Source organism: Fusicatenibacter sp., from assembly GCF_050872605.1.
In the GTDB taxonomy this organism is placed as follows: domain Bacteria; phylum Bacillota; class Clostridia; order Lachnospirales; family Lachnospiraceae; genus Fusicatenibacter.
This window is the reverse complement of the sequence record NZ_JBNMHD010000041.1, coordinates 1-18,082: the sequence shown is the minus strand read 5'-3', so window position 1 is coordinate 18,082 and position 18,082 is coordinate 1. Positions and strand designations below refer to the sequence as shown.

Here is an 18,082-nt window from a genome sequence, read left to right as displayed (position 1 = left end):
TCTTCACAATTTTCATATCTTAACCATAATACAGATTCTGGTAAAACACTACTTATATATTGCCGATCATTGCCCAGATATTTCGATTTTTTCTATATTTCTTTTCTGTTTTGTTGTATAATACTGTTTATCAGATACGGAGGATTCTCTTGCCATGAAAAACGATTCGACTTCTTTTTTCGAAAATAACCATTTTGCCAACAGTTATGTTTACGATATTTCTATTTCGCATGTCCCCGCCTATTTCGGTCTGCACTGGCATCACTATATTGAAATTGTGCTTGCACAGGATGACGGCATTATCTATGAAGTAAACGGAGAAACCTTTCCGCTGAAGCCCGGTGATCTTCTCTTTATCTGGCCCGGCGAGCTGCACGCTGTTTCCACAACCAACAGAGAACATCGCCTGATCATGCTTCAGCTCGATGCAGATTTTCTGGAAAAACGCGTGGATTTCCAGTCTGTTGCTTATCTTTTTTATCAGGTTCGTCTTCTGAATGAGAACAACTTCCCGGAAATCGAAAAGCTCCGCGGATTTCTGACAGAGCTGCGCGGGCTCTCCCTCTCTGGTATCAGTTTTTCCGAGCTGCGCGGTTGCGTTCTGCTGTATCAGTTTTTTATTCTGCTCGGCGAAAATCTCTCCGTGCCGACCGAAACTGCCGCACCGCAAAGAACAGGCCATTCCGCACAGGTACACCGCCAGATGATTGCTGCATGTACCTGGATCTCGAGTCACTGCACCGAACCGGTTTCCCTGGAAGAAGCATCAAAGGTCGCCGGATTCTCCCGCTGCCATTTTTCCAAGCTGTTCCGCGCATACACCGGCCTCTCCTTCACGGATTTCGTCACCAGGGAACGGCTCCATATCGCCGAAAACCTGTTAAAAAAACCGGATCTCACGATCACTGAAGTATCGCTCGAATCCGGTTTTAACAGTATTTCTACGTTTAACAGAGTCTTTTTTAAATCAAAAAATGTAAGCCCTACCGACTTCCGTCAGATGTACCTGCAATCCTATCAGAAATAGGCTATGAATTCGGCATGGCCTCCGGTCTTTCGCAGGTGTATGGAACCTTCTCAAATGCACCCGTTTCCGCACTCTTCATAATCTGATCGATCGTATCGAGTACGTGATATGCCATTTTGGCACTCGCACGGTTTGGTCTGCCCTCGGCAATTGCTTCTGCCATCTCAGATCACCTTCCGGGTGCGTTTATCATATACAAAGCGGATAGTTCTTATCTTTCTGTCCTTGATCATGGAAGAATTGTGGAAAGCCTGCAATATGGAAAAGTCTTTTATGTACTGTTTATGGACTGGAACGATATGAATGTGCATTACAGTGATAAATTTTCAGGTTACGAAGCCAAACTTTAAATAAAGGCTGCGAAGGTTACCGTCGTTGGGTATCAGAGAGCTGTAATGATTCCCGTATACGTTTTTCGGAAAATCATCAAAAGCTCTTGCTTTCTTTCATTTTTCCACGTATACCGAATATGTTCAGACAAAAATATCTTTGAATGCGGGCATGTCTGAAAAGTGATCCATAGGACATCCTTTTCCGGCACGCTCTATACCGATGAATGATCTCATCTTAATCACACATTACAATAGCTGGGCAGCATCTGCCCAGCTATCTTTCTTATCCTGCTTTATACGATTTACCGGAAATCATCTGCACAAAATCCGCAAAGCATGGTCTCCACACATTCCAGCCGTGTCCTCCCCGCTAAACAAATATAACACTATTTCCCCATTCATGATCACTGCTGTTTCCAATGCTAATGCGAAGCTTCATCTGGCTGCGGACGATTTCCATATTTTCATCATAATAAGAAAATTCTTCCTGATCTATAGAGAAATCTACCGTTTTCTTTTCTCCCGGTTCCAGGAATACCTTCTGAAAACGAACAAGCTCTTTTCTCGGGCGTACTACAGAGGAACATAACGTTTCATAATAACATTGCACTACCTCTGCCCCCGCAACCTTACCTATATTACTTACCTTACAATGTACATGAACTCTTTTATCCGGTCCTGCCTGTACCTCAATATCCGAAATATTAAATTCTGTATAAGACAGTCCAAAGCCAAACGGATATAACGGAGTATTGGGAATGTCCATATATCTGCTGCTGAAACGGTTCTCCGGATGATCGGCATCATAAATATGTCCTGTTTTTATATCCCAGTAGCTCACCGGCACCTGTCCCACACACCATGGGATACTTACAGCCAGTTTTCCGGAAGGATTGGTTCTTCCGTATACAATGTCTACCACTGCTTCCGCTCCCATAGTTCCGGGTCTCCATGCCATAATAACAGCCCTGGATTTTTCGGATATTCTTCGCAGATCCAGCGGTCTTCCTGTGATTACCACAGTTACAATATTTCTGGTGCGCTTTGCTATTCTCTCAAAAAACAACTGCTGTTCTTCCGGCAGGGTCAGAAACGCTCTGCTGGCCGCCTCTCCCGACTGAGACTCATGTTCCCCCAACACACATACAACAGTATCATCCCCGGTTATCGTTTCCAGCCACCGTTCATTCCCTGGCTCATCGAACCGCTCCGGTTCCACCTGCCATATCTTACACTCTTCATCCGAAAGCATTCTGCAGCCCGGAATACATTCCGCCTTTATCTGCTTCTTTTGAAGAATATCCTCTATGGTTTCAACTGCCTCGTGTTCACCAAAAATTGACCAGCGACTCAAAAATTCTTTTGATGTCACATAAGGTCCGGCCCAGATCACCCTCTGTTTCTGGCACAGAGGCAATATTTTTTCATTTTTTAAAAGGACGCAGCTTTCGCTGGTCAGTTCATATGCTTTTGCCCGATGATACGGAGTAAGTTTTTCACTCTTTCCAAGTCCTGCAAACGGATTTTCAAAAAGACCCAGCTGGTTTTTCATCATCAGAACCCGGAATGCACTCTCATCAATAAGCGATTCCGGAATCTTCCCGTTTTCCACCAGCTTTTCCAGCCAAAACATATAAGCAGGACTCATCATATCAATATCCACACCGGCTTCTGCAGCCTGAACCGCAGCTTCTTCCATATCAGCTGCCACTCCCTGTTCCACCAGCTGCCCGATCGATCCCCAGTCTGAAATAACAGTTCCATCAAAACCTTCTTTATCCCGTAAAAGCTCCCTGAGGAGTTTTTTATTTCCACTGATCGGTTTTCTATCTATTGCATGAAATGCAGTCATAACCATAGCAGGCCTTGCCTTTAATGCCATACAAAAAGGCTTTACGTACTGCTCCAGAAATGTCCGTTGGGATATTTCAACATCATTGTATTCCCGCCCTGCATTCACTGCTCCGTAACCTGCAAAATGCTTCAGGCACGCTGCTACTCCCTGATCGCTTTTCTGCTGATAGCCCTCTACCATTGCTTTTCCCATAATTCCGTTCATATACGGGTCTTCTCCAAAAGACTCCATCATTCTTCCCCAACGCGGATCTCTTGAAACATCAATCATAGGAGAAAATGTTGCTTTAAGCCCTTCAGAAGAGGCTTCCAAGGCAGCTATCGACGCAGCCTCGGAAACCAGCTCTGGATGAAAGGAACAGGCCTGTCCCAACGGAATCGGAAAAATTGTCCGGCATCCATGGATCACATCCGCCATAAAGATAAGAGGAATATGATGTGGGTGTTGTTCCATATATTTGCTCTGAATGTCATATATTTTTTCTTTGCCAATCACCCCCAGCACAGAACCCGCATACCGGATTATCCATTCCGGCGGTAATTGTTCTCCGACAACACCGGTCAGTACCGCATCCTTATCAAAATATGCACCGGTCAGCTGCACCATTTGTCCTATTTTTTCCTGTAAAGACATTTCCGACAGCAATTGCTGTAATTTATATATTTCCATAAATACTCCTTATTTTACTTGCTCCCACTCAACATTCGTTGCTGACTTCTCTCATACCTTAAGAATACATGCTTTTTTTGAAAGTCAACTAATTTATAAAGCACAAATTTTTCTGAGGCCTTTCGATTTTTTCAAATTTCTTTCCTTTCCGCGCATCGGGCAGAGCTCGTTTTGTTCTGCTCTGCCCGATGTTTTCTTCCTGCTTCTACTGCTCTTTTTTCGGTACCGGCAGTGCCGCCGGTCTCTCGCAGGTGGATGGAACCTTCTCAAAGGCACCCGTTTCCGCACTCTTCATAATCTGATCGATCGTGTCGAGCACGTGATATGCCATTTTGGCACTCGCACGGTTCGTTCTGCCCTCGGCAATTGCTTCCGCCATCTCAGACGGACCAAGACCACGGCTGTTTTCGCTGTAATCAAAGCCATAATGTAAAACTTCCGGAACAGCCTGCTGTGTCCAGTCTTTTACACCCGGAATATAGACAACATCGCCGCCGAAATTGTTCGGATCAACAAGCTTTAAGATACCTTTTTTGCCGTAAATAGTGAATATTGCCTGATCATTGATGACGCTGTCACCATTGACGCAGAATGTACCGGTCACACCATTCTCCATTTCCAGAATGGTAAAGACCTGGCTTTCGTTTGTATAGTCAAATTCCTGTCCGTATTCCGGGCTGCCCGGAATGATGTTCACACGCTTCGCCGCAAGGTTTCGCACGGATGATACAACGCGATCCACCGGGCCAAAAAGACTCACAATTGCCGTCAGATAATAAACACCGAAATCATAGCAGATTCCGCCGCCCGGCATCCGCAGAAAACGGAAGATGCTCGCCAGCAAATCAAGATCGCGGTTTGCGCATGCTTCGAAAGATGTCACCTCGCCGATCAGCCCATCGTCAATCGCTTTTCTCGCGGTCTGCAGTGCCGATCCAAGGAAGGTGTCCGGTGCGGAACCGAGATAGAGATGTTTTTCCTCTGCCAGCTCGATCAGTTTCGCTGCCGTCTCCGGTGCAAGGGTCATTGTTTTTTCGGTGTAAACGTGTTTTCCGGCTTCCAGTGCCTGACGGATCAGCCCCTCGTGGGTCGGTGCCGGTGTCAGAATGACTACCATTTCAATCGACGGGTCTGCCAGAATTTCCTCGTAGGTACAACCCTTGATGCCATACTGCTCTGCTTTCTTTTTCGCATGTTCAAGATGGCCTGCGCAGCATGCTGCTACCTCAAGATTCTCAAAGTTATGAATCATGTTCGTCAGATAAATATCACTGATCGCTCCGCAGCCGACAACGCCGACTCTCATTTTTTTCGTTTCTGTTGTTCCCATTTGCAAAAATCCCCTTTACTCTTTGTTTTTCGATTCTGTTCTGATAAAAACCCTTATCTTTTTTATACAACGAAATGTCTGAAAAAACAAGCATTCCGGCTCATATTTCACTTTCAAAATGAAAAAACCGCCCACGGTTTCTGCAGATTCTCTGCATCACCGCGGACGGCCTTTTTCTGTTGTTTACTCCACGCTTTTCAGCGATTCAATCATATCAATTTTTCTTAACCGGTAGAACATCATAAAGTTGACGAACAGGGCAAACGCCAGGGTAATCAGGGCGCTCCAGCCGTAGCTCCGCGGAAACACGTTTCGTCCGAACATCATCAGATCGACCTCGACGGTCTGAATTACGTAATGATGTAAAAACGTTCCAATTCCCATGCCCGCGATAATGCCGAACAGTGTCAGCACCATGTTTTCCCGGTACACGTACGATGCCACCTCGCCGTCGAAGAAGCCGAGCACTTTCAGCGTTGCCAGCTCTCTCTGCCGTTCGGTGATGTTGATGTTGTTCAGGTTGTACAGCACCACAAACGCCAGCAGGCCCGCCGATACGATCAGCACCACGATGACGATGTCGAGGGAACGAAGCATGTTGTCAATCTGATCAATCAGGTCGGATGTGAACGAGATTGCCGCTACACCGTCGTACATCATGATTCTTTCTCCGAGTGCTGTCTCATAATTGCTCGACGTGTCCTGATATTTCATCAGAAGCTGGTTGTAATCCGGCGCTCCGCCGAACAGCTCCTCGTAGAGATCCGGGGCCAGATACAGGTAATGGCGCACGTAGTTTTCGACGATGATCGAAATCTTTACGTCCACAATATCGTCGCCTTTTTTCAGCTGAACCGTGTCGCCTGCTTTTACGCCGAGCATCGTTGCTGTCTTTTCGCTGATGGCTGCGCCGCCGTCGGTCGGGAATTCGTAAACTTCTCCGCTTTTCCGGTCACGGAAGGCATAGAAGTCATTGAAATTCGTCAGTTCTTTCGGCACTTCAAGCACTGCATCCACGGTCTTTTTGTCGGTCTGCAGTTCGATGTTCTGGCAGTACATTTCCAGCAGTTCATCGATGCCGCTGTAGTTTTCCAGATCAGTCTGCAATGCTTCTTTTTCCGTTTCATCCACATCTGCGTTCAGAACAGCATTCGCCTGATAGGTAAAGAGGCTGACGAACTGGTTTTTCGCAATCGCGGTGATGGAATCCTGAAGGCCGAAACCGACGAGGATCAGACCCATGCATCCGCCGATTCCGATAACGGTCATGAAGAATCGTTTTTTATACCGCACCAGATTCCGCACGGTTGATTTCTGCGTAAAGTTCAGATGTTTCCAGAGTACACCGATGCGTTCCAGGAAAATCCGTTTGCCGTTTTTCGGCGCTTCCGGCCGCATCAGCTCTGCCGGACCTGCGGCGAGTTCTTTGTAGCATGCCGCGATCGTCGCCACGCCGGTGCAGGCTGCACTCGCCAGAATCGCAAGGCCTCCCTGCTCCCAGTTCAGCGGGGTCATGTAATACGGGAGTCCGGTATACAGCATGCCGTAGGCATTCATGATAACCCAGGGCAGAATTTTTTCTCCAACCACCACGCCCGCGAGAGCGCCGGATACGGTGGAGAGCATCGCGTATGCGAAATATTTGAAGGCGATGACGCCGTCGGAATAGCCGAGGGCTTTTAACGTTCCGATCTGCTGACGCTGTTCCTCGATCATTCGCGTCATCGTCGTGAGGCTGACGAGCGCGGCCACGAGGAAGAAAATGACAGGGAAGAATTTTCCGATATTCGAGATACGGCCGGCGTCCTGGCCAAAGCTTTCGGTTGACGTTACCTTATCCCGTCCCCAGACATACCACGTTGGTTTTTTCAGGTCGGCGAGTGTTTTTTCGCCGTCGGTAATCTCCTGCTTCGCATCCGCGATCTCCGGCTTGGCGTCGGCTTTTGCTTTTTCATATTCGGCTTTGCCGTCCTCAAGTTCTTTTTCTTTATCAGCAATTTCCTGTTTCGCATCCGTAAGGGAGATTTTTCCGTCGGCGATTTCCTGTTTCGCGCCGGCAAGCTGGGTTTCTCCGTCGGCAATCGTCTGCTTCGCTTCGGCGAGCTGACTTTCACCATCGGCGATCGTCTGCTTTGCTTCTGCTAACTGGGTTTCGCCGTCGGCGATCGACTGTTTCGCTTCGGCGAGCTGACTTTCTCCATTGGCAATGGTCTGCTTTGCAGCGGCAAGCTGGGCCTCACCCGACTGAATCGTCTGTCGGTACGATGCAATCTGCTGTTCCCCATCAGCAAGCTGGGCTCTGGCAGCCGCAAGCTGAGTTTCTCCGTCTTTTAATTTACTGCGGTTCGTCTCAATCTGAGCTTCTCCGTCAGCAATCGCTGCTTTGGCGGATGCAAGCCGGGCTTCGCCATCCTCAATCTGTTTCTGATAAGCTTCTGCCTGTGCTTCTCCATCCTGAAGCTGGGCAAGAGCCTCTGTAATCTGAGCTTCGCCGCTTTCCAGTTCTTCTTTTGCAGAAGCAATCTGTGCCTCGCCTGCGGCGCATTCCTGCTCTTTTTCTGTTAATTGTGCATCTGCAGCCGCAAGCTGACTTTCTGCGTCGGTAATCTGAGCTTCTGCAGCCGCAAGCCGGGCTTCCGCATCAGTGCTTGCTGCTTCAAACGCTGCGATGTTTTGTTCCAGAAATGTTTTCTGCTCCTGCATCATGGAAATCTGCTGTGCTAACTCTGTCTGCTTTGCTTCCAGCGCAGTTTTCTGTTCCAACAGGGATACATACGCTTCATCTTCCTCTGTCAGTCCGTCAAGCTGAGCCTTAATCGCCTCGATCTGCCCTGCCACTTCTGTCTGCGCAGCTTCCACGTCTGAAAGCTGGCCGCCAAGCTGGGCTAACTGATCCTTTGCTGTTTCGTACTGGCTTTTCTGCTCTTCGTACGCTGCCTTCTGCGCTTCATACTGTGCACGTCCTGCAGCAGTTTCTGCTTTCTTGTTGTCCAGTTCCTCGCGCGCGGCGGAAAGCTGCTCCTTTGCAGTATTCAATTCCGTTTCTTTTTCGGAAAGCTGCTCTTTTGCAATATTCAACTCTGTCTGCTTCTGAGTCAGTTCAGCCTTTGCAGCTGAAAGCTGCGCCATTTTTTCCGCTAACTCTTTTTTACCGGATGCCAGTTCTGTTTCCTTCTCTGTAAGCTGTGCTTTTCCGTCGGAAAGTTCTTTCGCTTTTGCCTCAAGTGTGGCTTTTCCACTTGCAAGTTCATCGGCTTTCTGATTCAGCTCCGCTTTTCCGCTTTCCAGCTCTGCCGCCTTTGCTTCCAGCGTCGCTTTTCCGCTCGCAAGTTCCGCCTCTTTGTCTTTCAGCGTTGCCTTACCGGATGCCAGTTCCTGCTCTTTATCGGCGATGGTTGCTTTCGCACTGAGAAGTTCCTGCTCTTTGTCTGCAATGGTCTGTTTTCCGTCAAGGAGTTCCTGTTCTTTCTCAGCAATCGTCTGCTTTCCGTCAAGGAGCTCCTGTTCTTTGTCCTTTAACGTCTGTTCGCCGTCGAGAAGTTCCTGCTCTTTGTCCGCAATCGTCACTTTCGCGTCGGCAAGCTGCTGTGTGCCGTCATCCAGTTCTGTTTTTGCGTCCGCTAATTTCTGCTCTGCATCAGCGACCTGCTGTTTTGCATCGTCGATCTTTTCCTGTCCTTCGGTTTTGACTGCCGTATACCGCCGGTCGCACGCCGCATCCTCGAGCGCTTCAATCTTCGTCTGTACGGCCTTCACCGTCTCATCATACGCATCGCTGTAGCTCGCCTCTTCCTGTGCGCCGTCCGCCTGGACGTAAATCTCTGTATAGAGATCCGAGGTAAATGTCTCCGGAAGCAGCAATGCAAAACTGTTGATGCTTCCGTTTCCAATCGAGCCCGTTCCGCGGTTCAGATCCATATAGTAAGGGAGCGTCGCCGAACCAACAATCGTAAACGTGTCACCGGTCAGCAAATCCGAAAGCGGATCCTCAGTTCCCGAAGTGAACGTCACCTGATCTCCGATCTCACAGCCGGAACTTTTCAGAAACTGCGTATCAACAAGAATTTCATCCTCTTTCTCCGGCATCCGTCCCTCGACCACGCGCGGCTCATTCACACCGTCCGTCAGCGCAATCAGTTTCACAACCTGCTCGCTCTCGCCGATGTCATGCAGCACTTCCACCGTCTTTCCGCCGTAAACCGCTTTCACGCCATCCGTCTTCGCGATATCCGCCAGATCATCGTCCGTCAGCCCCTGCGTTCCAAGGACTTTCAAATCCATATAATTTACTTCATCATAATACCGGTCCGCCGAAACCTTCATATCTCCTTCCGCCGACCGGATGCCCGAGAAAAACGCCGCGCCAAGAAGCACGATGAAAAAGACTGACAGGAACCGCCCCTTGTTCTTTGTGATTTCCCGGATAAAGTCTTTTCGAAATGCTCTCATCGTCCACCTACCATTCTATCTCTTCCACCGGCGTCGGGTTCTCATTCGTTTTCATGCCCGCCACTTTTCCGTTTCGGATTTTAATCACGCGGTCCGCCATCGGTGTCAGCGCCGAGTTGTGAGTGATGACAATGACCGTCATCCCCTTCTCCCGGCAGGTATCCTGCAGCAGCTTTAAGATCGCTTTACCCGTCACATAATCGAGCGCACCGGTCGGCTCATCGCAGAGAAGCAGTTTCGGATTTTTCGCCAGCGCACGCGCAATCGCCACACGCTGCTGCTCGCCGCCCGAAAGCTGCGCCGGGAAGTTATTCATTCTCTCTTCCAGCCCAACCTCCGCAAGCACCTCCGACGCATCCAGCGGATGCTTACAAATCTGCATCGCAAGCTCCACGTTCTCGAGCGCCGTCAGGTTCTGCATCAGATTATAAAACTGAAAAACAAACCCAATATCCTCCCGCCGGTACTGGATCAGCTTCTTGCCGCGGTACTTACTGATCTCCGCGCCGTCTACCAGCACTTTTCCCGAAGTCGCCGTGTCCATTCCGCCGAGGATATTCAGCACCGTTGTCTTACCCGCACCGCTCGGTCCGACAACAATCACAAACTCACCCTTTTCCACATCAAAGCTGATCCCATCCGCAGCCTTGATCGTAATCTCACCCATTTGATAGGTCTTGGTTACATCCTGAAGACTCACATATCCCGCCATGCCGCCGTGTTCCTCCTATGTAAAAAATCGATATTTCCTATTTCTTTTATTGTATCAATCTATAGCCGCGGCGGCTAGTCCTAAGTAGGCGAATTTACTGTTTTTTTATAAATAGCACTATTGATAGAATTCTTTCCTTCTAAGATTCGTATACGGCCTGCTCACAGCCTGAAGTTTCCGTACTTCTTCCGAATCAATTTTGAGACGATATTTCACTACGTCTCTCTTCTCATACTGCGGAAAAAATTCCGTCAGCTGAACCTCCGGAAACAAAATCAGATCCGCATGATGATCCGCCGCTTCCCTGATTAGCTCTATACTTTTCTTCAGATTCTCCCGCATATTCCCTGAATTTCTCATCTGTGCCAACGCAATACGCATATTTTTTTTCTCCTGTTTTATCTCATCTTATCTCTGCATTTTCGAAAATATTGAATCATAAAAATCTGTATCTGTAAACGAAAACCATTATTTTGATTGTTTTTTCGTCTTAAAAACCATCATTTTAATTGTTTTTCATTAATTCCATCCTGCCAAGTCCCACTTCCAATTTGCCGCATCTTTTTCCACAGAAACTCACACAAATTTGACAATTTATGATACACTAACCTAAGTGACATCAATTCTGAATGTTCTGTGCTCTGGCGCAGATTTTTCGGAACTGAAATTGACTTTTCGATGCATAAACCAAACGATTTGTGGCATACGAAGAAAGGAATTCTTATGAAAATTATTTTTATCCGCCATGGTGAACCGAATTATGAGATTGATTCGCTGACTGAAAAAGGCTGGCGTGAGGCTGAGCTGCTTTCGAAACGGACGGCGAAATGGAACGTCACCGATTTTTACTGCTCGCCGCTCGGACGTGCGAAGGATACGGCTTCTTTCACACTGAAAAATGCGGGCCGCGAGGCTGAAATTCTTCCGTGGCTGCGGGAGTTTGATGCCCCTGTTATTGATCCGGAAACTGGAAAGCGCCGGATTCCGTGGGATTTTCTGCCGGATGTACTCGATGCAAACCGGGATCTCTATGACAATAACCGCTGGACGAAAAATCCGATCATGCAGACTGGAAACATGGACGAGAATTATCATTTTGTGACCGACGGACTCGATACGCTGCTTGCGCGCTACGGTTATGTACGCGACGGCTACCGCTACCACGCTTCAGATGAAACGAACCGCGAAGCTGTCATCGTCTGCTTCTGCCATCTCGGCGTTACCTGCGTCGCGCTGTCCCATCTGCTCAACACAACGCCGGTGCAGCTCTGGCAGGGCCTGTTCCTGGCGCCGACTTCCGTCACGATCATCGGAACGGAAGAGCGCAAACCAGGCGAAGTGTACTTCCGCTGCCAGACCGTCGGCGATGTCCATCACCTGCTTTCGGCGGGCGAACCGGTTTCGTATTATGGAGCGTTTAACGATCCATTCCAATTTTAAAAAGGGAGATTTTTATCATGAATGAAGCAAAATTAAGAGAATACGCAGAGCTGATCGTAAAAATCGGCGCAAATGTACAGAAAGGACAGCGCGTCCGCCTGCAGGCCGGTGTTGACCAGGTTCAGCTTGCTACCATGGTCACTGAAGAGTGCTACAAGGCCGGTGCCAGCTATGTTGAAGTAATCTGGGAGTGCGGCCCGATCAACAAACTGAATTATCAGTATGCATCCGCAGAAACACTCGGCACCGTTCAGACCTGGGAGGAAGAGCGCCTCAAACAGATGACCGTGGATCTGCCGGTCCGCATTTTCATCGACTCCTCCGATCCGGACGAGCTTGCCGGCATCTCCGCTGACTTGCTCTCCACCGTCCGCCAGATGCGCACAAAAGTAACGAAAAAATACCGCGACCAGATTGATGGAAAACATCAGTGGCTGATCGTTGCCGCTCCATCACCGGCATGGGCAGCAAAGGTATTCCCGGGCGAGCCTGAGGATACTGCGGTTGAAAAACTTTGGAACGCCATTTTTGACTGCCTGTACTTAAAAGAAGGCGAAGATGTAGAAAAAATCTGGCAGGCACACTGTGACCGCATGACCCAGAAAGCCAACTGGCTGAATGAGCAGGCGTTCCATAAACTGCACTACACCAGCAAAAACGGCACTGATTTTACCGTTGAACTGATCCCGGGCGCAAAATGGAGCGGCGCTGGTGATGTCAACCATATGAACAATACCTTCTACGTTCCGAATATGCCGACCGAGGAAGTCTTCACCAGCCCGATGAGAGGAAAGTGCGAAGGCCGCCTCGTTTCCACCAAACCGCTCAGCTGGTCGGGACAGGTCATCAACAACTTTACCGTTGATTTCAAGGACGGAAGAGTCGTTGACTGCCACGCAGAGCAGGGCGAGGAAGTTCTGAAAAAGATGTTCGCCATGGATGACGGCGCTTCGATGCTCGGCGAGGTTGCACTCGTTCCGAAGGAATCCCCGATCAACCAGTCCGGACTGATGTTCTTTAACACGCTGTTCGATGAGAACGCATGCTGCCACGTTGCCGCCGGTGCCGGATTCTCGGAGGTACTGGACGGATTTATGGATATGAGTGATGAAGAAATCCTCGCAAAAGGTGTCAACGATTCCCTGATCCACGTTGACTTTATGGTTGGATCGGATGACCTGCACATCGTAGGTATCCACGAGGATGGAAGCGAGACGGATGTCTTCGTAAACGGAACCTGGGCTGAGTAATCTGAGTAATCATCGCCCCATCTTTTCCATCACTTTGCAGAACACCACCGCCGCAATCGTGCTCGCCGCCGTCGCAGCAAGCGCCGGTCCGACAATTGCCGTCGGGTGCACGCTGCCGTATTGACTGCGGTATGCGATGATATTGACGGGGATGAGCTGCAGAGAAGAAATATTTAAAATCAAAAACGTACACATTTCCCGGTTCGCGGTTCCTTCTGGAACCGCGGCCGGGTTTTTCATTTTCCGCCGCTCCTCTTCCAATTCTTCAAACCGTTCCATCGTCTCCAGCCCCGGCGGCGTCGCAGCCGCGCCGAGCCCGAACACATTGCAGATCATATTCATCCCCGCCGCCCGCATCACAGGATGGTCTTCCGGCACTTTCGGAAACAGAAACCGCAGCACCGGCCCCATCCTTTTTACCAGCCCGTCAATCACTCCCGCCTTCTTCGCAATCTCCATCAGCCCCGACCAGAACCCCGTCACCCCGACCAGCGAAACTGCCAGCACCACCGCCTCCCGCGAAGCCCGGATCACCCCATCCGTCACCTCCGGCATCCGCCCCTGCAGCGCACCGTATACGATTCCAAGAAGCAGCATGGAACTCCATAGAATGTTCATTGCATCACCTGACTAAAAAGATCTTTATAAAAATATGCTGACTTTATATTTTCCATGATTCGAACAGGATCCTGTTATACCATATCCATTAAACAAAATAGACTATATATTTCTAAATCGTTAAGAAAGAAAAACAAAACTTTTTCGCCGAGCGCATTCTGTTACATTGTAAGGAAAAAGCAAGATAATGTTAATATCTATGTTCTATCTTTTCCATTCTTTCTATATTACTATACATATATAGAAATCTTCATTCACCGTTTCAAAAGAATTATTTCCCCGTCAACCAAACTTTATCCTTCACTCATAAGGAGGTCTCTTTTATGAAAAAGCAAAAACTTAATTTCTCTGTTTTCTGTCTCTCTGCTATTACCGCATTAGGCATCTTTACCGCCTGTTCCGCAAATAGCAGTTCTGATGCTCAAAGTTCATCTTCTATTTCCAATTCTGTTTCCGAAACATCAACCCTTTCCGAAACAGAAACCATTACTGCCAAATATATGCCCGCACCTGGTGACTACCGAAACGCCAGTGACGGAGAAAGCACTACGATTACTATCAGTCCTTATGATGATACTCATTTTAAATTCAAAATAAGCTCTGCATTTTTACAGCCATCCGAAGGCGAGTACAGTTATACTCATGAAACCTTCTGCGGCGAACAAATAGCCTCTTTTGAAAACCCAAATGACACCGTTGCCGTTTACAAAAACGAGCTTTACGATATTTCTTTTGACTGTTCTGATTATGGACGAATTCACCTGTCTGGTTTAGATGAAGCGACTACTTTAGGTTCCAGTTTTGGCAATTCTGAAATTTTACATATCAATTAATACAACAACAGCAGGGAACTTTGTTCTAGCAAAGTTCCCTGCCATATTATCAGCTAATTAACGCTCCATTACTGTCAAATCGATATGCAACTCCATTGATCGTATAAGTTCTATGATTGGAAAAGCAAAGCACTGGGCAACACACAAATTTCTTCGTGTATTGCCCGGCACTTTTTCATTTAAAAATCAATTTCCCGCTTTCCCTTTTCTCATATAAGGATTTCGATACAGTGAAATCACAAGCTCCGCAGCCATGAAGCACCAGATGATCGGTTCGCACCAGATTACGGCGCTGTAGTGGTAGCGTGGGATGAATACCATTGCGAAGATGATCTTTCCAAACAGCTCAATAAAGCTCGACAGCAGCGGCAGAATTTTCTCTCCGAGTGCCTGCAGTGCCAGACGGCTGCAGTTGACAAGCCCAAGGGCGAAGAAAAACGGGATGGCTACGCGGAGGTAGCGGGCTCCGTTTCCGAGGACGGTCGGGTCGGATGAACCGGAGATCAGGTGTACCATGGTTGGTGCAAGCGGGGTGACGATTACAATCAGGCACGCGGTTACGCTGAAGCAGAAAATGTAAGCGTAACGGATGCCTTTCCGCACGCGCTCCCAGTTGTCTGCGCCGCGGTTCTGTGCAACGTAAGTGTTGACTGCCTGTGCCATGGAAGAAAGCGGCATCATCGAAAATGAAAACAGCTTTCTCGCGGCAGTATGTCCCGCAATCGTTTCATATCCGAGACTGTTGATGCCCGGCTGCAGAACGATTGATCCAACATAGATAATACTGCTCATAAATCCCATCGAGAATCCCTGTGCCAGCAGATCTGCGTACAGTCCGCGGTCCGGCGCGAAGTGGCGTTTTTCCGGAAGCAGAATTTTCGCTTTCGTGACAATATAAATCAGGCAGAGCATCACGGAAATGCCCTGTGCAATGACGGTTGCAATCGCAGCACCGCGGACGCCCATGCCAAAGTTACGGATAAACAGCAGATCGAGCACGATGTTCACCAGTGATGAAAAGATCAGGAACACAAGCGGCATGAAGCTGTTTCCGATCGCCCGCAGCAGACCGGAGCACAGATTATAGGCGAACATGACGAACAGGAAAATCGAAAGAATCGAAATGTAGCTGTACGACTCCTCAAGAATCTCCGCCGGTGTTTTCAGCAATCGCAGCAGCGGATGCATAAAGATCGTTGCCAGAATCGTAACAACCAGCGTAACAGCAACGCCGATGACGATACAGGATGCAACTGATTTTTTCATCCGTTCCGTCTCCTGCCGTCCAAAGCAGCGCGCCGTGACGATCGCAAGACCGTTTCCGACGCCGAAGGTAAATCCAGTCATCATCTCATAAATCGACGAGCAGGCACCCATCGCCGCAATTGACGAGTCACCGAGTGTATAGCCGACGATCAGCGTATCCATCGTGTTGTAAATCTGCTGAAACACGCGGGATGCCATGATCGGCAGGGCAAAAAGCAGCAGAGATTTCAGGATCGGGCCATGAAGCAGATCGACCTGGGAACTCCGCCGGGTTTGTGTCTGTGACATAAAGAAAATTCCTCCCTCTAATATATGATAACTTCTCGGAATCTTCAGCCTTGATTCTATAAGGCTTTCAGACCCCTATCCACAAAAATCACCCACCTTTTTTGCAAAAAATGCTTGACAAATCGCTCAAAATTTGCGGCGAAGCCGATTGATTATATTTTATTTCAATCGACTGGAGGCGATTTTTTTATTACCCTGTAATTCTGGCGGCCATGCCGCCTATCAGGATACTTTCGTATCCGATTTCCTTAAGTTTTATCCTGATCCCTTTGTGCTTCCGAAAAGCACCTGGGACTATATCGTACAGTTCTGGTATCTTGATCTTTCCCTGACAGATTCCATTATGCAGGAATGCTATTCCGTCTTTGGCCCTGAACCAAGGCTCCCTTCCTGTATGCTGCGATCTTACCTGCTTGCTTTAAAGCTGAAAGTCAATTCCATTACCGTCTGGTGCCGCATGCTCAGGGAAACTCCTCTTTATGCCATACTTAGCGGCTTCTCTTTCGGCGATACCCCCGGTGTCGGGACTTTTTATGATTTCTTTTCCCGTATCTGGCTGGCTGACAACAGCAGCCTTTCTCCCAAAGAACGTTTTCCTAAAATAAAACCGCCGAAAGGGAAAAAGAAAGGTGATAAGACTCCCTGTGATTCTTCCAGTATAGCTTCCAGGCTTCTTCCTCTGCTGGAACGCTGGCACCTGAAACCGGATAACCCATTTTTTCTTACTTTCCGTCTCTACAAACAGCAGTTTCTTGATCAATCCATCCACATGGGACTGATTGATCCGGCACATCTGGCCCTTGCCGGTGACGGTACTCCTGTCCGCACCGCCGCACAACAACGAAAAAAACGGATCTGCAGTTGTAAGGAGAGCGGATATTCTTCCTGCCGCTGCAAACGCCATTATTCCCAGCCGGACTGCAGCTGGGGGTGGGACTCCCACAGGGAATGCTATTTCTTCGGCTACCATCTCTACATGTATGTGGCATCCGATTCCTACAGCGACCTTCCCGTTTTCCACTTTTGGAACGGGCTTCCCGGCATGACATGCTTTCGTTCCTGCATTCCTTTTTTACGATGAAAGCATATCTTCCGGAATTCCGGATCGAGAAACTCCTTCTGGATTCCGCCCATGATGCTTATGCCGTCTACGAATACTGCCGCCGGGAAAAGATCACGCCTTTCATTGATCTGAACCCTGGTCACACGGGACACTTCACTTATAAGAATGATTTCACAATTGACGATGATGGCGTCCCTGTCTGCAAGCTGGGCTTACGTATGCATAAAGATGGATATGAGTCTGCCAAACACCGGGCGAAATACCGGTGTCCAAAAGCTAACCGGAAACGTGGCTGTTTCTGTGAACATCCCTGTTCGCCAGCAAAATACGGCAGGACCGTACACATCTTTACCGAGGATAATCCAAGGCTGTTTAACATACCGCCAAGAGATTCCAAAGCATGGAAAAAGGAATACGATGGAAGGACTTCCGTGGAACGCTCCAATAAGCGTGAGAAATAGGACTATAAACTAGAAAACGGCAGGCACCGCTCTACAAAGATGTGGTACTGCCGCCTCTATGGCATCATGATGCTACAACATCTTGATGCCTGGGAAATGCCATCTGTCGAGGCATTCCAAAAATCATTATTAGGATTCGCCGCCTAATGGTGATATTTTAAGCGATTCCATAAGATTTTTCAAGGCATAGTACCCACTATGTCCAATGTTTATGTCCATTTCTCGGAAATTTCTTTTCCTGCACGATATTCAGTTGTCAAATTTCAGTTGGAATTTCATTTATTGAGATTCCGAGAAGTTATATATGCATTGTTACCATTATATCAGAAGAGAGGAATTACCAGGCAGTTGACACTCCCCACAGCTAAAGCAGGGGGATTCTTGTTTCTACCACTACTGCATTGACGAATACTTTACGGTACTGCAATGTCTTACACAGTGTCCACAAGCTATGTTTATCCTGTTCCCGTATGCCCTACGGTACAGCTT

General features: G+C 48.3%; 14 protein-coding genes. 5 read left to right on the top strand and 9 right to left on the bottom strand.

From position 1 onward, the window contains the following. Positions 1-154: 154 nt before the first annotated feature. Positions 155-1,027: a helix-turn-helix domain-containing protein gene (locus tag ACY2VT_RS11670; RefSeq protein ID WP_461880011.1), complete on the top strand. Its 873-nt coding sequence runs from the start codon at positions 155-157 to the stop codon at positions 1,025-1,027. A gap of 1 nt (position 1,028) precedes the next feature. On the opposite strand, the gene ACY2VT_RS11665 is transcribed toward ACY2VT_RS11670, so the two are convergent. The 6 genes from ACY2VT_RS11665 to ACY2VT_RS11640 form a co-directional block, all read right to left on the bottom strand. Then, positions 1,029-1,190: a hypothetical protein gene (locus ACY2VT_RS11665; RefSeq protein WP_461880010.1), complete on the bottom strand. Its 162-nt coding sequence runs from the start codon at positions 1,188-1,190 to the stop codon at positions 1,029-1,031. 539 nt (positions 1,191-1,729) lie between these two features. Continuing rightward, a complete protein-coding gene (locus tag ACY2VT_RS11660) occupies positions 1,730-3,847 on the bottom strand; it encodes a glycoside hydrolase family 3 N-terminal domain-containing protein (protein ID WP_461880009.1) in 2,118 nt (705 codons plus the stop codon). Positions 3,848-4,088: 241 nt separating this feature from the next. Further along, positions 4,089-5,213 (bottom strand): Gfo/Idh/MocA family protein, encoded by a 1,125-nt coding sequence (locus tag ACY2VT_RS11655; protein ID WP_461880008.1) that lies wholly within the window; start codon positions 5,211-5,213, stop codon positions 4,089-4,091. Positions 5,214-5,396: 183 nt separating this feature from the next. Continuing rightward, positions 5,397-9,662, bottom strand: coding sequence for an ABC transporter permease (locus ACY2VT_RS11650; RefSeq protein ID WP_461880007.1), 4,266 nt, complete (start codon positions 9,660-9,662; stop codon positions 5,397-5,399). A 7-nt stretch (positions 9,663-9,669) separates the two neighbouring features. Beyond that, the gene (locus tag ACY2VT_RS11645; protein ID WP_118595223.1) at positions 9,670-10,374 is read right to left on the bottom strand and encodes an ABC transporter ATP-binding protein; all 705 of its coding nucleotides are present in this window, start codon (positions 10,372-10,374) and stop codon (positions 9,670-9,672) included. A 117-nt stretch (positions 10,375-10,491) separates the two neighbouring features. Beyond that, positions 10,492-10,755 (bottom strand): nitrilase-related carbon-nitrogen hydrolase, encoded by a 264-nt coding sequence (locus ACY2VT_RS11640; RefSeq protein ID WP_461880006.1) that lies wholly within the window; start codon positions 10,753-10,755, stop codon positions 10,492-10,494. A 342-nt stretch (positions 10,756-11,097) separates the two neighbouring features. Between ACY2VT_RS11640 and ACY2VT_RS11635 the strand changes: the two genes are divergently transcribed. After that, the gene (locus ACY2VT_RS11635; RefSeq protein WP_461880005.1) at positions 11,098-11,814 is read left to right on the top strand and encodes a histidine phosphatase family protein; all 717 of its coding nucleotides are present in this window, start codon (positions 11,098-11,100) and stop codon (positions 11,812-11,814) included. Positions 11,815-11,831: 17 nt separating this feature from the next. Continuing rightward, on the top strand, positions 11,832-13,064 hold the full coding sequence (locus tag ACY2VT_RS11630) for an aminopeptidase (RefSeq protein WP_461880004.1): 1,233 nt from the start codon (positions 11,832-11,834) through the stop codon (positions 13,062-13,064). 9 nt (positions 13,065-13,073) lie between these two features. Here ACY2VT_RS11630 and ACY2VT_RS11625 read toward each other — a convergent pair whose 3' ends face one another. Beyond that, on the bottom strand, positions 13,074-13,682 hold the full coding sequence (locus ACY2VT_RS11625) for a nucleoside recognition protein (protein ID WP_238033021.1): 609 nt from the start codon (positions 13,680-13,682) through the stop codon (positions 13,074-13,076). 323 nt (positions 13,683-14,005) lie between these two features. Between ACY2VT_RS11625 and ACY2VT_RS11620 the strand changes: the two genes are divergently transcribed. After that, on the top strand, positions 14,006-14,515 hold the full coding sequence (locus ACY2VT_RS11620; protein WP_461880003.1) for a hypothetical protein: 510 nt from the start codon (positions 14,006-14,008) through the stop codon (positions 14,513-14,515). 186 nt (positions 14,516-14,701) lie between these two features. Here ACY2VT_RS11620 and ACY2VT_RS11615 read toward each other — a convergent pair whose 3' ends face one another. Continuing rightward, a complete protein-coding gene (locus ACY2VT_RS11615; RefSeq protein ID WP_461880002.1) occupies positions 14,702-16,069 on the bottom strand; it encodes an MATE family efflux transporter in 1,368 nt (455 codons plus the stop codon). 418 nt (positions 16,070-16,487) lie between these two features. Beyond that, on the bottom strand, positions 16,488-17,090 hold the full coding sequence (locus ACY2VT_RS11610) for a hypothetical protein (RefSeq protein ID WP_461880001.1): 603 nt from the start codon (positions 17,088-17,090) through the stop codon (positions 16,488-16,490). Between the two features lie 56 nt (positions 17,091-17,146). Here ACY2VT_RS11610 and ACY2VT_RS11605 point away from each other — a divergent pair, with 56 nt between their 5' ends. After that, positions 17,147-17,593 (top strand): hypothetical protein, encoded by a 447-nt coding sequence (locus tag ACY2VT_RS11605; RefSeq protein ID WP_461880000.1) that lies wholly within the window; start codon positions 17,147-17,149, stop codon positions 17,591-17,593. The last annotated feature ends 489 nt before the right edge of the window (positions 17,594-18,082 follow it).